The sequence below is a fragment of the Halioglobus sp. D3-4 genome, from assembly GCF_055809315.1.
Genome location: NZ_CM147907.1, coordinates 1,754,773 through 1,768,776, shown reverse-complemented (window position 1 = coordinate 1,768,776; position 14,004 = coordinate 1,754,773). Strand labels below are relative to the sequence as shown.

Here is a 14,004-nt window from a genome sequence, read left to right as displayed (position 1 = left end):
GAATGCTCTCCTACAAACCCAATACCATCTTGGCGATGATGTTGCGCTGAATCTCCTGTGATCCACCAAAGATAGAGGCGGCGCGATTATTGAGGTAGCGGGGGACCACGGAGCTGGTGTAATCAGCGCGCACCGGGTTGCCTTCCGGCACCGGGTTCATAATGAACCCGGTGTAGCCCAGTACATCCACTGACAGCTCATTGATGTCCTGCTCCAATTTTGTCGCCGACAGTTTCATGATGGAGGACTCCGGCCCGGGATTGCCGCCGCCGCTCACGGCCGAGAGAATGCGCAGTTCGGTGATCTCCAGCGCCTTCAGGTCTATTTCGATGCGTGCCACCTTGCGATCGATTTCGCTGTGGCTATCAAAGTCGGGGTTGTCACTGTGGGCATTGCTGATGAGTTGACGCAGGTTGTCCAGTTCATGCCGGATACGGTGCGCGCTGAAGCCGCCACCGCGTTCAAACTCGAGCAGGTACTTGGCATAGCTCCAACCCTTGTTTTCTTCGCCGATACGATTGGCCATGGCCACGCGCACATTGTCGAAGAACACCTGGTTGACTTCGTGATCGCCGGCCATCGTGATAATGGGTTCTACCGTGACGCCCGGGGTGTCCATGTCGATCAGCAGAAAACTGATGCCGTGCTGTGGCTTGCCGCTGGTATCCGTTCGTACCAGGCAAAAAATGTGGTCGGCAAGATGGGCGTGCGTTGTCCAAATTTTTGAGCCGTTGACGATGTAGTGATCGCCATCGGGCTCGGCCTTGAGTTGCAGGCTTGCCAGGTCGGAACCGGCGCCGGGCTCGGAATAGCCCTGACACCAGTAGTGTTCACCGTTCAATATCTTCGGCAGGTATTCCGCTTTCTGTTGCTCGCTGCCAAATGCCATTATCACCGGTGCCAGCATCAACAGCCCCAGTGGAATTAGCATGGGTGCACCGGCGTGATAGCACTCTTTGCTGAAGATATATTTTTGTGCTGGGCTCCAGTCGGTGCCGCCGTGCTCAACCGGCCACTGCGGTACAGCCCAGCCCTGTTTTACCAGGATAGCCTGCCATTCCAGTGCGATATCTTTCTCGACAAACACACTGCCATTGTTCGCGGTGCCTTCGATGATGTGGGCCGGTAAATTCTCGGCGAGAAACGCGCGGACCTCGCGCTGGAATGTCAGTTCTTCTTCGCTGAAATCGAGATTCATAGCATAGGCTCCTGGATCATGGTTCCATCGACCAGCGGATACCGCGGCGCAACAGTTCGTAAAATTCCGGCGTTTTCCAGGCACCTTCCTCCGGCTCCGGGTATTCCTCGATATATGGCTGCATATCGTATTTACCACGGCAGTGCCCCAGCGTCAGGTACAACACCTGCCCGGCGCCATACTGATGGATGTACAACACAGGTTGTACATCGGTGTCCTTCATCCAATCGTCGCGCAGAAAATTTTCCACCGGATCCGACCAGTGTGTATGCAACAGTGTTTGGTGCTCGCCGTGAAACTTGCACAGGTAGAGTTCGTCATCCACCGTGAACGTCGGAATACCTTTCACTAGCGGGTGTTCGGGTTCGGTGACATGCACATCGTATTCCTGTATCGGTGGATGCGACATGAATTGGCTACCCAGCAATTCCATGAAGGGCAAGTTCTCTTCGGGGCAATCGACCCGTGGTGAACCGTCTGCTCCGGGCTCCATGAACCTTAATATGGAATTGGTGCCGTGCAGTGCAAACCATTTCTTGCCACTTTGCACATATCCTATCAGGCGGCGGGTTTCTTCCTTGGAGGGAAGAACATCACAGGTGTAAGTAATCAGAAAGTCACTGGCGCAGATCGCATCGATATCGCTGAAATCTGAACCCACCAGTACTTTGATGCGTGGCTGCTCAGCAAGGAGTTTGAGGATTTCTACTCGGGCATGATCTATGTTGTGAAACTTGCCGCCGGCGACAAGGTAGACGTCAATACGATCACTCTTGCTCATAAGGCTGTATCCTGGGCTCTCAACTCGGGTTCGCAGGCACGTTATCAAACCTGTTTCGATAAAACAATCAGAATTGACTGTTTATTTTGTATCCGATACTGTGGGTGCTCTGGGTCACAGAACATCCCTGATAATTGCCCAATTTTGCCAGTGCTGCAGGTAGAGTTGCATCACGCTAATCGCTGCAGTGAACCCGATATAAGGAGAGCACCTTGAAACTTCATTATTCCGTAGGTCCCAATCCAAGAGTGGTCAAAATGTTTATGGTGGAGCGCGGTATCACGTTGCCCGAACAGGAAGTGGACATCATGGCGGGTGAAAATCTCGGCGACAATTATCGCAAACTCAATGCTTCGGCACAGTCACCCTGCCTGGAATTGGACGATGGCACGACGATTGCGGAAGTCACCGTAATCTGCAGCTATCTGGATGAGATATCCGACGGCGATTCCCTCATTGGTGCAACGCCTGAAGAGCGGGCGGAAACCCGGATGTGGAACCGTCGTTTCGACGCGCGCATCCTCGAGCCGATGTCGCTGGCCTTTCGCAGCGCAGAGGCACTTGAGCTGTTCAAAAATCGTTGTCACGTGATTCCGCAGGCAGCGGATGATCTCAAAGCCACCGTGCGTGAATCCTGGGCTTGGCTGGAATCGCTAATGGCGGGCAAGACGTACATCTGTGGCGATCGCTTCACGCTGGCTGATATCCAACTCTTCGTATTCGCCGACTTTGGCACATTGATCGGCCAGCCCATCCCCGAAGGCCTACCCAACCTGGCCGCCTGGTTCAAACGCATTGCCGAGCGCCCCAGCGCAGCTGCGAGCCTGCACCCCACCCAAGCGGCTTGATTGGCTGAACAGCCCATAGGCATAAACGAGGAACCACCATGAAAGCGGCCGTATTTAAAGAGGTGGGTCAACCACTGGCGGTAGAGACCGTGGCAGACCCGACGCCGGAGTCTACAGAACTGGTGATGAAGGTCAGTTTCTGCGGCATTTGCGGGACGGATTTACACGCCACCCGCGAGGGTTTGACCACAGCCTGTTGCGGCCAGATTCTCGGGCACGAGTATGTCGGCGAGATAGCCGAGGTGGGCAGGGATGCAGAGGGGGACTGGCAGGTCGGTGACCGCGTCTGTGCAATGCCGTTTATCGCCTGTGGACGTTGCCTGCCGTGCGCCGCCGGGAGGTTCTTCGAGTGCACCGATAAAAAAGTGTCCGGGGTGGATGACCAGGGCGGCTTTGCCGAATACGTCACCACCGGCTGCCGCGAAACCATCCGCTTGCCCGACACACTCGATATGCAAAGTGCCGCGCTGGTGGAACCACTGGCAGTGGGGATACACGCGGTGCGGGTTGGCAAGGTCAAGGCGGGCAGCCGCATTCTCGTGATCGGCGCTGGACCTATTGGCCTGACGGTGGCGTTGTGGTGTCGGTTTTTCGGCGCCAGGGAAGTGGTGGTCAGCGAGGTTGCCACGACGCGTGCAGATCTGGCGAAGAAAATGGGCGCAACCGCAGTGATTCACCCCGATTTGTCCAAGGGGGCAGAGGGGTTGTTGCAACAATTTTCAGATGTAGCCGGTGGTGCGCCAGATGTCATCTTTGAATGTGTCGGTGCACCGGGCCTGCTGCAGCAGTGTATTGAAATGGCACCCTACGGTGGCAGGATTGTGCCGGTCGGCGTGTGCGAGCAACCGGACAACATCATGCCATTCTTTGGGCTGGTGAAAGAGTTACAGATCCAGTTTGCGATCGCCTATACGCGCGATGATTTTGATACCTGTGTGGCGATGCTGGGGGAGGGGCGCATCGATGTCTCGCCGATGGTGACAGACATTGTCAGCCTCGACGAGATGCCGGATGCGTTCGAAGCACTGCGCACCCCCAGCCATCAGTGCAAGGTGCTGACGCGTATGGATTAGCGTCGCAGTAAGCCAGCCGTCGAACTACCGCGATCTGCCAAAGAACCAGGGATACGGACAGACTCCCGACTTGTCGCTATGTTGCACAACTAGCAGGTCGGGTCGCTGCGAACCGTCTTTGCGGGAGACAGGCCCGGTCGCTCAGAAGGCTAAGATATTCGCGCCCGGACCTGTCTCCCACAAAGACTCGAATCGGAGAGCGCCACGCCCAAACGGCTATCGGCAATGGCAATGACAACGGCACGATGCAAGGCGAGCTGGTCCGGACTCGTTCAGTGGCGAATGGCCGTTTCAGTTGAGCAAGCTGGACGAGTGCGGGGCAGCTTGCCGTCGCACCACCGCGATCCATTAAAGATCTAGGGGCAGGGGGATAGGGACAGACTCCCGACTTGTCGCTATGTTGAACAACTCGCAGATCGGGTCGCTGCGATCCGTTTTTGCGGGAGACAGGCCCGGTCGCTCAGAGGGCTAAGATATTCGCGCCCGGACCTGTCTCCCGCAAAGACTCGAATCGGAGAGCGCCACGCCAAAACGGCTATCGGCAATGGAAATGGCAATGACAACGGCACGATGGGAGGCGAGCTGGCCCGTACTCGTTCAGTGGCGAATGGCCGTTTCAGTTGAGCAAGCTGGACGAGTGCGGGGCAGCTTGCCGTCGCACCACCGCGATCCATTAAAGATCTAGGGGCAGGGGGATAGGGACAGACTCCCGACTTGTCGCTATGTTGCACAACTCGCAGATCGGGTCGCTGCGAACCGTCTTTGCGCGAGACAGGCCCGGTCGCTCAGAAGGCTAAGATATTCGCGCCCGGACCTGTCTCCCACAAAGACTCGAATCGGAGAGCGCCAAAGCCAAAATTGCTACCGGCAACTGCACGATGGGAGGCGAGCTGGCCCGGACTCGTTCAGTGGCGAATGGCCGTTTCAGTTGAGCAAGCTGGACGAGTGCGGGCCAGCTTGCCGTCGCACCACTGCCATCCACTCAAGAGCCAGGGACAGGGACAGCTTGCCGTCGCACCACCGCGCTCCACCATAGAACCAGCATCACACTTGCCGTGAGCTATTCGCGGTAGTAATCCACACCGACCAATTCCTTCCAGCGATCGTAAAAAGCCTCACCCTGCAGGCAATTGGCCTCGAGCCACTCGTCATCGGAGACCTTGGCGCGAGCGGCGATGGTTTCCTCGGCATCCGGCCCGACCGGATAGCGGAAATGGGGTTTGTCGGATTCGATTGCGTGCTCGATGGCGCTGGCAACGTCACTGGGCATTGCCGGTCGGCCCAGTCCGAACTCAAAGAATCGTCCGAGGCGTTGCAGTGAGTTGATATAGGGGGAGGGTTCCGTCGGCAGTGAGCCCTTCTCCCAGATAGGCGTGAGCACGCAGCCAGGTTCGATGATGGCGACCTTCACATTGAACTCGGCCATTTCCTGCGCCAGCGCCTCGCTGAGGCCCTCCATCGCCCATTTGGAGGCGGAGTAGTGTGCATGGCAGCCCATCACCACGCGCCCGGCCAGTGAGCCTACAGTAACGATTCTGCCAGAGTTCTGCTTGCGCATGATGGGAGTGACTTCGCGCAGTACGCTGACATTGCCGAAATAGTTGGTCTCAAATATTTCACGGGCCTCCTCGAGAGAGGTCTCCTCAACGGCTCGCCCGCCGCCGATACCGGCATTGTTGACCAGCGCATCGATACGGCCGCTGCGTTCCATAATGTCTGCGATGGCGGCTTTGATGGATGCGGGGTCGACCAGATCCAGCCGTATCACGGTGACGGGTAAATTTTCCGCGGCGATCTTCTCTTTCAGTTCAACGGCGGTATCCGGGCTGCGCACTGCTGCGTATACGTCGTGGCCCCTGCGAGCCATGTGCAGGGCGGTTTCCTGGCCGATGCCAGTGCTGCTGCCGGTAACTAGGATAACGGACATGGTTGACCTCTCTCGATAATGCGTTGGGTTAGTGTTCAGTGTGATGTGTCGGTGCCTGTTACGGTTGTTGTTTTGTGTTTGATCGCGCTGTGCTCCCCGGTGGTTGAGGCGTCCTGCCGAGCCTTGAAATCAATACGGTACTCGCAGGTCACACAGCGCCGCATGCCCGCGCGCATGCTGTCATTCTGTGCCTGCAGTTTCGCAAGCTCACCGCGCAGCTGAGCGATCTCCTGTTCCTGCTGCAGTAGCCGTCGTTGCGGGGAGAGGATGTCAGCCAGTTTTATCATCGGCGCGGCTGCGTTACCGGTTCGGTTGCCAACTCATTCTGACAGTGCAGGAGGTCTCTGGCAGATGCGGGTCGAACTCCATTTTGAGGCCGCCATTCTCGCCTTTGAACAGCGCCTCAAACGGCCCCTTGCAAATATTGAGACAGCCTTCCTCGGGCAGCGCATTAGGGTTGGGCAACCTGTCTTGTGGCCCGCAGGTATGCCAGGCACAATCTGGAATTTTCATCACGGTAAGCCCGTTGGCGGGATCAAACTCGGTGATGCTGGCGGGGCCCGTGAGCCAGTGCGCCGGATTGAAGGTTTCAAACAGGAAGGTACTCCAGCGTCCGGGTTTCGAGGGGCCCCCGTCCTTTGTGGGTTTGGCTTTCTTGTTTTTGTTCTTGTCGGACATGCTGTTCATCATTTTGAGAAACTCGGGCGAGTTCTCGTGGGACAGCGCAACTGATGTGCCGATCACAATGTCCTCATACTGTTTCTGACTGTAGTACTTGCGCAGTTCCAGTAACGCCCACTCAGCCTCACGCACAAAATTGCCGTAGCGCTTGCGCCATTTTTCCCGTGGTGAATCAAACAGTGCGATGATCTCGCGGCGTGATTTAATCTCATCGTAATCGCGATCAACCTGTTCCTTGTCACCGGACAAGCGCAGGATGGGTACAAAGGTATGGTTGATGATGGGCATCGCTTTCTTGACCAGCATGGAGTTGGACATCCACATGTCGATCCAGGCCTGCGGCCCCCAATTGTAGTAAAAGCCGGATTTTTTGGGCGCTGCGATGCGACCGGTACCCTGATCGGTAGTGATAATCGATTCGTCTGCCATGCTACAGCCTCCTGATCCTACCCTGACATCCGCAGCACCATCTCCGGATGTGATCGTCTCTAGTTGATAAAGCGTACGGTAATACCGTAGATCGAACCGGGTGCAACAGCGCCAACGAAGCCGCCGACCACCGGTGCGTCAATGCCAAAATTGTAGTACTCCTCGTCCAGAATGTTGCGGCCCCATACCGCGACTTCCCAGGAGTTCTCCATGTTGGTCAGCGTAAAGCGCAGATTGACCAGATCCACCGAGGGGTTTTCCAGCGTGGGGTCGAGATCCTGATCGAGATAATAGCTATCTGTAAATGAGTGCTCCAGGCGCACGGAGCCCACGAGATCGGAGGTCAGATCGCGCTCATACTGAATGTAGGAACTGACAGTCCACTCCGGTGCGTTGTCGATAGACTCGCCTTCGAGATCCTGTACGCAGGCCGTTACAACACCTGGAGGCAGGCTCTCATTGCCCAGGAAAACCGGCCCATTGGGGCTTTCGTAGTATTCCGTTACCGTCTGGTTGACCGTACACTGCCCATTCTTGAAATCTTTGTACTCGGCCTTGTTGTAGCCGATGGCCGAACCGACGATGACATCCGCCAGCGGCACAAAGATAAGATCCAGTTCTGTACCATAACTCTGCATCGCGCCTGCATTGGTGACGGTAAATGTTGAACCGTCAAAGGATTGCGCCTGGAAATCGTCGTAATCCACAAAGTAGAACGTGCCGTTAAACTGTAACCGTCTGTCGTCAGTGGAGGTTTTCCAGCCGATTTCGTAGTTGGTAGCCGTCTCGGGATCGAACTCGCCGTTTCTACCCTCCAGTTCCCTTCTCTGGTTGAAACCGCCTGATTTAAAGCCACGGCTGATGCTGGCATAGGTCATGATGTCCGGGGTAAAGAAGTAGCGACCTATGAGCGTCGGAGAGAAATCGTCATCGTTGCGGGTTTCATCCAGATAGATATCCGGCCCGACAATAGGGGGGATGGAAATCGGAGAACTCGGATCGGAAAGCTGCGAACTCTTGAAGTCTTTTTGCTCGTAGGTATAACGCAAGCCGAAAGTCGCGCTGAACTGCTCTGAGATATTCCAGACCAACTGTCCGAAGGCGGCATAGCTGGTTGTTTTGTAGTTGTTGTCATCGGTGTTGAGTGTGCCGTTGGGAAACAGTAATCCCAAGGACGGGGTGATACTCGTCAAAAGCGCTGATTGCGCGAATTTACCGGTAGAGTCCATGTCCGAGTAAAAGGCATAAAGCCCTGCCTGGTAGTCAAAAGTCTCGCCTCCGGGAGACGTGATACGCAGTTCGGAAGAATACTGGTTATAGGTGTATTTCTGTGAGCCATCAACCGCGTTGTAGCCGGTAAAATCACCGTCATAGGCGCTGTCTGAATCAAAATGCCGCCAGGCGTTGATGAATGTCAGGGTGTTTTCGTTGGCAATGTCCTTGTTCCACTCCAGCGCGATGCCGCCAACCTCTACCTTGTTGTGGATAGGCGCATCGATCCAATAATCATTATCGAATGGGTCAGAATTCGCTGGAGGTGCGATACCCACGGTGTCTTCGAATGAGGTGTACTGGAATATCTGCCGGCCCTGCGAGTCTTTCCCCAACTGTTGCTGGTAATCCGCCGATGGTGTATCGGTGGCGGGGACACCCAGCGTGGAAAAGCCGGCATAATCAATGACGGCCAGGGCACAGCAGTCGGTATCCTCCTTGTTGTAGTCCATTGTCAGCAGGAATTCACCAAAGCCATCATCATCGCCTTCACCCCTGGCGTCAAACAGAATGCGTGATTTAACACCCCATTTGTTGGCGTCATTCAAACCATCGCCATTGTATTTGTTTTCGTAGAGGTGGTCCCCGTCGATACCGTACCCCGTCAGGCGCATGGCGTGGCCGCTTTCGCCAAAAGGCACATTCACCATCGCGTGAATCTCACCGCGCTCGTCCGAGTTGTACTTGAGTTCGACTTCGGATTCGAAGCCCTCGGTGGAGGGGGGCTTGGTGATGATGCTGATGGCACCGGCGGCGGTATTCTTACCGTACAGTGTGCCCTGTGGCCCGCGTAGAATCTCTACGCGCTCGATATCCATAAGATCGCCGATGCTCATCCCGGCACGCCCCTGGTAGACGCCGTCGATAAACATCCCCACACTGGGGTCGATCCCCGCATTGGTGCCGACTGAACCGATGCCGCGTATCCTGATCGATTGGCTGCTGGCATCAGTACCTTGCGTGATCTTCAGACTGGGGGTGTACTGGTCTAACTCCGCCAGGTTGGTCACACCTGAGTTCTTGAAGAAGTCACTGGTAAAGGCGGTGACCGACATAGGCACCTCCTGAATGCTCTCCACCCGTCGGTTTGCGGTGACGACCACTTCCTCCAATGCCAGAGGGTCGGGGCCGGTTGCCGGGGTTTGTGTGTCCTGCGCATAAGCCACCGCAGACACCAGGGGTGCCAATAGGGGGGGAAATAGTGCAATACCCGAAATCAAACGACGATTAGACATGCGTTTTACCTATGAAATCTTATGTTTATACCCGGCGTGACCGGAGTGGTGAGCCGCCTTACGGGAGGTCGGCTAATTTTTGTAGCGATCACAGTAGCAAATCGCAATTTTAAAAACAAACAGAATTGACTGATTTTAATTTAGGCGCTAGTGTTGGACCCCGTATCCGATAAAAAAATCGAGGAATGTCATGGCCGCTCCGATGTCTGAAACCAACCCCTTCCTGAACTTCCCATTTGGGTCAATCCAGATGGAATGCGAAGCCCGCGATCTGATCGTGGAGGGTGAGATCCCAGCTGATTTGTGTGGCAGCCTCTACCGCGCCGGCCCCAACCAGCGTTTCAAACCGCGCGGTGACTACCACCTGTTTATGGGTGACGGCATGGTGCATGCCTTTCATATCAAGGACGGCCAGGTCGACTACAACAACCGCTGGGTACGCACCAACAAGTGGAAGCTGGAGGACAGGGAAGGTCGCACGCTGATCAATCCGCTGAATCCGTTCGAATGTGACCCACAGTACACCGACTTTGTATTTACCGATAAAGACGGCACGGCCAACACGGCCGTCGTTTGGCACGGTGGGCGCTTGTTGGTGATGGAAGAGGGCCACCCCCCCTATGAGTTGGATCCCGTCACACTCGAATCGATTGGCAGTTGGAATTTTCGCGGTAAGTTGAACACCGCGATGACAGCTCACCCGAAGGTGGATCCGGTTACCGGAGAAATGGTGTTCTTCGCCTATATGGCCACCGGACCGTTTGCGGCGGACGTGATGGTGCACAAGGTCAACCCGGAAGGCATTTTGACGGAAAGCACGCTGATCCCCACGCCTTATTCCGCCATGGTCCACGATTTTGTCGTCACGGAGAATTACATCGTTATCCCTGTCATGCCGATTACCGGCAGTCTGGAGCGTGCGATGGAAGGTGGCCCTCCGTTTGCGTGGGAACCGGAGAAGGGCGTATTTCTGGGTGTTATGCCGCGCCATGGCGGAAACGCTGAGAACATTCGCTGGATAGAGATGGACCTGGGCTTTGCCTTCCACTTCATGAATGGCTATGACAAGGATGGTGTGATTACAGTAGATGCCTGTCAGTTGGAGGCTGCGCCATTATTCCCGATGGCTAACGGGGACTCTACGCCGCGCTCAGCGCCTCACCTGACGCGCTGGACTATCGATATGAATGCCGCAGAGCCACGCGCAACCTTTAAACGCATAGATGAATTTGAATCAGAGTTCCCGCAGTGCGATCCGCGCTATGCCGGTAAGGCGTACCGTCACGGCTGGTATACCTCGCCCGATGGCGAGCTGCACAGCAGCTCCAATGAACTGGACAAATACTACAATGTGGTGGGCCACGTTGACCACGAGACGGGAGAGGTTGATCGCTATTCCTGCGGACAGGCTATGCCGTCTGAGGCGATCTTTGTGCCGGCATCAAAGGATGCTGGGGAGGGCGAGGGCTACCTCCTGACGGTGGTCACCAGTTTTGAAACAAGAACCAGCAGCCTCTATATATTCAATGCGCTAAAATTGTCCGATGGGCCGGTGGCGAAAGTGCACCTATCCCATCGAGTGCCCGCAGGGTTTCACGGCGGCTGGCGACCTGGCAGCTAGGCGCCAATTGCAGCGCTGTACCTGTGGGGCAATTCACTCGTTATCAGCTGAAACCGTGACAGATGCGTCGCCCTCGAAATCCACCGATACGTGGAATTCGATAGGGCGACAACATACCTGACAGTCCTCGATATAGTGCTGCTGCTCGATAGAGCAGTCCAACACCACATCTATCAACTCCCCGCAGTAGGGGCAGCCGATTTCACGCGCAACCAGTTCGTTTACCGTCATGCGGGCAGCACATACTCAGGCTTCGAGTTTTGGTGACGGGCCGTATTCATTTTCGCCTTCCTGGCTGTCCAGCAGCATGAATACCAGCATTACGATTGCACCGATGATGGGAATAAGCACGATCAGAATCCACCAGGCACTGCGGCCGGTATCGTGAAGGCGCCTGAAAGTGACCGCCAGTGATGGAATGAGTACTGCCAGCGAGTAGATGCCACTTAACAGTCCGTAGCCCGTTTCCGGATTAAACGTTCCGGTAAAATTATCAACGATAGCCAGAGCGAGGCTTATCAGCAAGTTGAACAGAACAAAAAACCAATATTCCTTGCGACGCGCTCTACCGCTGAACTGCGCGTACTTTCGTAGTACTTCCAGATACCAATTCATAGTTATTTTCCTTGTTTTCACCCTGGTGGACATTATAACAGGCGGTAGCGGGGCACCGTCCTGCACATTGAGCTGCATGTCGTGCGATGTGCCGGCAAACAGCAGATCATCCTCGTACTGCTAAATATTGATAAAGTAGGGGAGTGCCATTAGTACAAGCCCTATGAACACCAGAGCATACACATTGCTTACAAAATAGGGAAAAACAAACATCGTGATACCCGCGATGAACGGTACTGCAGCTCTCTGCTTTCTGCCGTACCAGAAATAGCCAAACCCTATCGCGCCAAACAGCATCGCCCAGATAATATGGTATTCACTTTCCATAGTTAAAAGCTCTTATCATTGCACCCGGTCATTCTTCATCTCGAGGACGTCAGCTCAATGCGTTTAACTTTTTATTTCGTTGCTGAGGGCCTTTCGGTGGAGGCCAGTAGCATCCTCGCTTCGTCACTACTTTGCCACTTATATACGGCAATCATGGGTTTATGCTGCGCGGCTTCGCTTGAGATCACCAGCGAGGCGTCAGGCAGAAAGGTGATACCTTCGGGTTTTGGGAAACTCTTCTCGTCGAGAAAATATACGCCTGTCACTTGTCCTGCGCGATTAAAAGACGCCAGTACACGATTGACAGCGGAAATTACAAATATCTCATCGGTAATGGGGTGAATGGCCAGCGATGCCGGTTTGAACTTGAGGTGTATTTTCTCTTCCGACTTCTTATAGGCCTTACTCGGAATGTCGAGGTTGTGCTCCAGCGCAAACTTCACGATATCGTTGGTATCCAGCGTGAACACCGGCTCTGTCAGCATGTCCCCCGACTCAATATCCACGGCAAAGACTGGCCGTAAAGATTTCGACGCTTTACCCTTCTTCCATCGGCTTTTGGGCGACACCAGGATCAGGTTCTCAATAGGGTCAAAACACAGGCCTTCGTTGTCAGCGGTGGGTAGAGGCAGCCGGCGTTTGATGACGTTGGCATCTCCCAGCCAATCCTGTACTTCGAACAAATGGCCTGCGCTTTCCAGCACATACATGGCATTCCCGACCCGGGTCATACCCTCGTAATCGCCGCGCGATGCAAATGGCACTTCCCTGGTAATCTGTCCGTTACGGATGTTGTACAGAAATATGACGCCAATCTCGTCTTGTACCATTGCGACTTCAGTGGCTGACACATCAGTCAAACCGGATGCCTCTTCGAGAATGTCAGGCAAAATGTGGACGGTATCCGGCGCGGCTAACTGGTATCCGTTTATCAAGCCGGCCGCTTTACTCGCAGCTTGTTTTTCTGCCGATGCTGATAGACCTGTGCGACCATCCATCCCCCTGTCTGAAGAACAGGATGTGCTGACGAGGCTGGCAACCACTGTGATACAAACTGCCAGAATCAGTTTCATTTGCTATTCCTTTGACCGGATTAACGCGTGATTGAAAGAATCATAACAGGACTACTCCTGTCTTTCAGCCTGCTGTGAAGAAGTGTTTTTCCGGGTGTCTAAAAGGCCGCTTCGCGTTACCGACTCGGCTCTCGCCTGCTTACCAGAAACGAGGCCATGGCGATGAAAAATACCGCAGTACCCGCAAGCACCCATACATTGCTGATGCGGTGATACATCACTACCCAACTTACAATCAGGGTTACCACAGCAATGGCCTTACTGGAGCGTGAAATAGCCCGTTGGTTCTCCCAGTCGATCAGAAGCTTGCCAAAATGTGGATGCGCATAGAGCCACCGGTGTAGACGCTCGGACCCTCTGGCCGAGAACCAAGCAGCCAGTAGCAGGAACGGAACGGTAGGCAGGCCAGGTAATACCACACCCACAATGGCGAGCAGCAGACAGAGGTAGGCGAGTATCAGTGCGACCAAGCGTGTCATCAATCCGCCGCGGTCAATAGGTCTTCCAGTACATCGACCTGTTTCGAGTCGAATGCTTCAAACAAAGCGTCTGAAGCATGCGCGAATGAGATAGTTGCCTCTTGATAGATGCGTTTGCCAGCGCTCGACATTGCTACCAGGCTCACTCTCGCATCTCGCGGATTGGTCTCCTTCCCGACTAGGCCTATCTTTTGCATTGGATTTAATAGACGGGTAATACCGGAGGGGCTCAGGCCAATACGTTCCGCCAGATCTATGCGTCTCATGGATTGATTGGCCGCCAGCGACAATTGATGTAACACCAGGTATTCGGTCAGTCCTATGCCGTGCGGGGTGAGCGCGCTGCTCATTCGCCTTTGGACCTTGCTTTGTAGGTTGATGATGTCAATCACCAGGTTGCTTCTACTGACTTTCGCCATGACTAATACTCTTGATACATATTTGA

15 protein-coding genes are annotated in these 14,004 nt (G+C 54.8%); 3 read left to right on the top strand and 12 right to left on the bottom strand.

Going from position 1 to position 14,004, the window contains the following annotated elements:
• Positions 1-10: 10 nt before the first annotated feature.
• Both AC0L6S_RS07690 and AC0L6S_RS07685 read right to left on the bottom strand, forming a co-directional pair.
• On the bottom strand, positions 11-1,198 hold the full coding sequence (locus tag AC0L6S_RS07690) for an acyl-CoA dehydrogenase family protein (protein ID WP_473427844.1): 1,188 nt from the start codon (positions 1,196-1,198) through the stop codon (positions 11-13).
• A 16-nt stretch (positions 1,199-1,214) separates the two neighbouring features.
• The gene (locus AC0L6S_RS07685) at positions 1,215-1,979 is read right to left on the bottom strand and encodes a ThuA domain-containing protein (RefSeq protein ID WP_473427843.1); all 765 of its coding nucleotides are present in this window, start codon (positions 1,977-1,979) and stop codon (positions 1,215-1,217) included.
• A 212-nt stretch (positions 1,980-2,191) separates the two neighbouring features.
• On the opposite strand from AC0L6S_RS07685, the gene AC0L6S_RS07680 reads away from it, so the two are divergent.
• Both AC0L6S_RS07680 and AC0L6S_RS07675 read left to right on the top strand, forming a co-directional pair.
• Positions 2,192-2,827, top strand: coding sequence for a glutathione S-transferase family protein (locus AC0L6S_RS07680; RefSeq protein WP_473427842.1), 636 nt, complete (start codon positions 2,192-2,194; stop codon positions 2,825-2,827).
• 38 nt (positions 2,828-2,865) lie between these two features.
• Entirely contained in the window at positions 2,866-3,900 is a 1,035-nt protein-coding gene (locus tag AC0L6S_RS07675; protein WP_473427841.1) for a zinc-binding dehydrogenase, read from the top strand.
• A 1,060-nt stretch (positions 3,901-4,960) separates the two neighbouring features.
• Here the strand turns inward: AC0L6S_RS07675 and AC0L6S_RS07670 are convergent.
• Genes AC0L6S_RS07670 through AC0L6S_RS07655 form a run of 4 tightly spaced genes read right to left on the bottom strand, consistent with a single transcriptional unit; the run spans position 4,961 to position 9,444 of the window.
• Positions 4,961-5,827 (bottom strand): SDR family oxidoreductase, encoded by an 867-nt coding sequence (locus tag AC0L6S_RS07670; protein WP_473427840.1) that lies wholly within the window; start codon positions 5,825-5,827, stop codon positions 4,961-4,963.
• A gap of 35 nt (positions 5,828-5,862) precedes the next feature.
• Positions 5,863-6,114, bottom strand: a complete 252-nt coding sequence (locus AC0L6S_RS07665) for a hypothetical protein (protein WP_473427839.1) — start codon at positions 6,112-6,114, stop codon at positions 5,863-5,865.
• Positions 6,115-6,127: 13 nt separating this feature from the next.
• Entirely contained in the window at positions 6,128-6,937 is an 810-nt protein-coding gene (locus AC0L6S_RS07660) for a hypothetical protein (protein WP_473427838.1), read from the bottom strand.
• Between the two features lie 59 nt (positions 6,938-6,996).
• Positions 6,997-9,444, bottom strand: a complete 2,448-nt coding sequence (locus tag AC0L6S_RS07655; RefSeq protein ID WP_473427837.1) for a TonB-dependent receptor — start codon at positions 9,442-9,444, stop codon at positions 6,997-6,999.
• A 202-nt stretch (positions 9,445-9,646) separates the two neighbouring features.
• Here AC0L6S_RS07655 and AC0L6S_RS07650 point away from each other — a divergent pair, with 202 nt between their 5' ends.
• Positions 9,647-11,065: a carotenoid oxygenase family protein gene (locus AC0L6S_RS07650; RefSeq protein ID WP_473427836.1), complete on the top strand. Its 1,419-nt coding sequence runs from the start codon at positions 9,647-9,649 to the stop codon at positions 11,063-11,065.
• Positions 11,066-11,098: 33 nt separating this feature from the next.
• Here the strand turns inward: AC0L6S_RS07650 and AC0L6S_RS07645 are convergent, their stop codons facing one another.
• The 6 genes from AC0L6S_RS07645 to AC0L6S_RS07620 all read right to left on the bottom strand — a co-directional run bounded on the left by AC0L6S_RS07645 (position 11,099) and on the right by AC0L6S_RS07620 (position 13,978).
• A complete protein-coding gene (locus tag AC0L6S_RS07645; RefSeq protein ID WP_473427835.1) occupies positions 11,099-11,296 on the bottom strand; it encodes a CPXCG motif-containing cysteine-rich protein in 198 nt (65 codons plus the stop codon).
• A 15-nt stretch (positions 11,297-11,311) separates the two neighbouring features.
• Positions 11,312-11,680: a DUF805 domain-containing protein gene (locus tag AC0L6S_RS07640; protein WP_473427834.1), complete on the bottom strand. Its 369-nt coding sequence runs from the start codon at positions 11,678-11,680 to the stop codon at positions 11,312-11,314.
• 120 nt (positions 11,681-11,800) lie between these two features.
• A complete protein-coding gene (locus AC0L6S_RS07635) occupies positions 11,801-12,007 on the bottom strand; it encodes a hypothetical protein (RefSeq protein WP_473427833.1) in 207 nt (68 codons plus the stop codon).
• 71 nt (positions 12,008-12,078) lie between these two features.
• Positions 12,079-13,080 (bottom strand): hypothetical protein, encoded by a 1,002-nt coding sequence (locus AC0L6S_RS07630; protein ID WP_473427832.1) that lies wholly within the window; start codon positions 13,078-13,080, stop codon positions 12,079-12,081.
• Between the two features lie 116 nt (positions 13,081-13,196).
• The gene (locus tag AC0L6S_RS07625; RefSeq protein WP_473427831.1) at positions 13,197-13,559 is read right to left on the bottom strand and encodes a YbaN family protein; all 363 of its coding nucleotides are present in this window, start codon (positions 13,557-13,559) and stop codon (positions 13,197-13,199) included.
• Entirely contained in the window at positions 13,559-13,978 is a 420-nt protein-coding gene (locus AC0L6S_RS07620; RefSeq protein ID WP_473427830.1) for a MarR family winged helix-turn-helix transcriptional regulator, read from the bottom strand. Before AC0L6S_RS07620 ends, AC0L6S_RS07625 begins: the two co-directional genes overlap by 1 nt.
• Positions 13,979-14,004 lie beyond the last annotated feature (26 nt).

Coding starts and splice junctions, on each gene's coding strand:
- AC0L6S_RS07630 (WP_473427832.1), bottom strand. CDS start 13,080: ATGAAACTGATTCTGGCAGTTTGTATCACAGTGGTTGCCAGCCTCGTC.
- AC0L6S_RS07655 (WP_473427837.1), bottom strand. CDS start 9,444: ATGTCTAATCGTCGTTTGATTTCGGGTATTGCACTATTTCCCCCCCTA.
- AC0L6S_RS07640 (WP_473427834.1), bottom strand. CDS start 11,680: ATGAATTGGTATCTGGAAGTACTACGAAAGTACGCGCAGTTCAGCGGT.
- AC0L6S_RS07620 (WP_473427830.1), bottom strand. CDS start 13,978: ATGGCGAAAGTCAGTAGAAGCAACCTGGTGATTGACATCATCAACCTA.
- AC0L6S_RS07690 (WP_473427844.1), bottom strand. CDS start 1,198: ATGAATCTCGATTTCAGCGAAGAAGAACTGACATTCCAGCGCGAGGTC.
- AC0L6S_RS07685 (WP_473427843.1), bottom strand. CDS start 1,979: ATGAGCAAGAGTGATCGTATTGACGTCTACCTTGTCGCCGGCGGCAAG.
- AC0L6S_RS07675 (WP_473427841.1), top strand. CDS start 2,866: ATGAAAGCGGCCGTATTTAAAGAGGTGGGTCAACCACTGGCGGTAGAG.
- AC0L6S_RS07645 (WP_473427835.1), bottom strand. CDS start 11,296: ATGACGGTAAACGAACTGGTTGCGCGTGAAATCGGCTGCCCCTACTGC.
- AC0L6S_RS07665 (WP_473427839.1), bottom strand. CDS start 6,114: ATGATAAAACTGGCTGACATCCTCTCCCCGCAACGACGGCTACTGCAG.
- AC0L6S_RS07670 (WP_473427840.1), bottom strand. CDS start 5,827: ATGTCCGTTATCCTAGTTACCGGCAGCAGCACTGGCATCGGCCAGGAA.
- AC0L6S_RS07635 (WP_473427833.1), bottom strand. CDS start 12,007: ATGGAAAGTGAATACCATATTATCTGGGCGATGCTGTTTGGCGCGATA.
- AC0L6S_RS07650 (WP_473427836.1), top strand. CDS start 9,647: ATGTCTGAAACCAACCCCTTCCTGAACTTCCCATTTGGGTCAATCCAG.
- AC0L6S_RS07625 (WP_473427831.1), bottom strand. CDS start 13,559: ATGACACGCTTGGTCGCACTGATACTCGCCTACCTCTGTCTGCTGCTC.
- AC0L6S_RS07660 (WP_473427838.1), bottom strand. CDS start 6,937: ATGGCAGACGAATCGATTATCACTACCGATCAGGGTACCGGTCGCATC.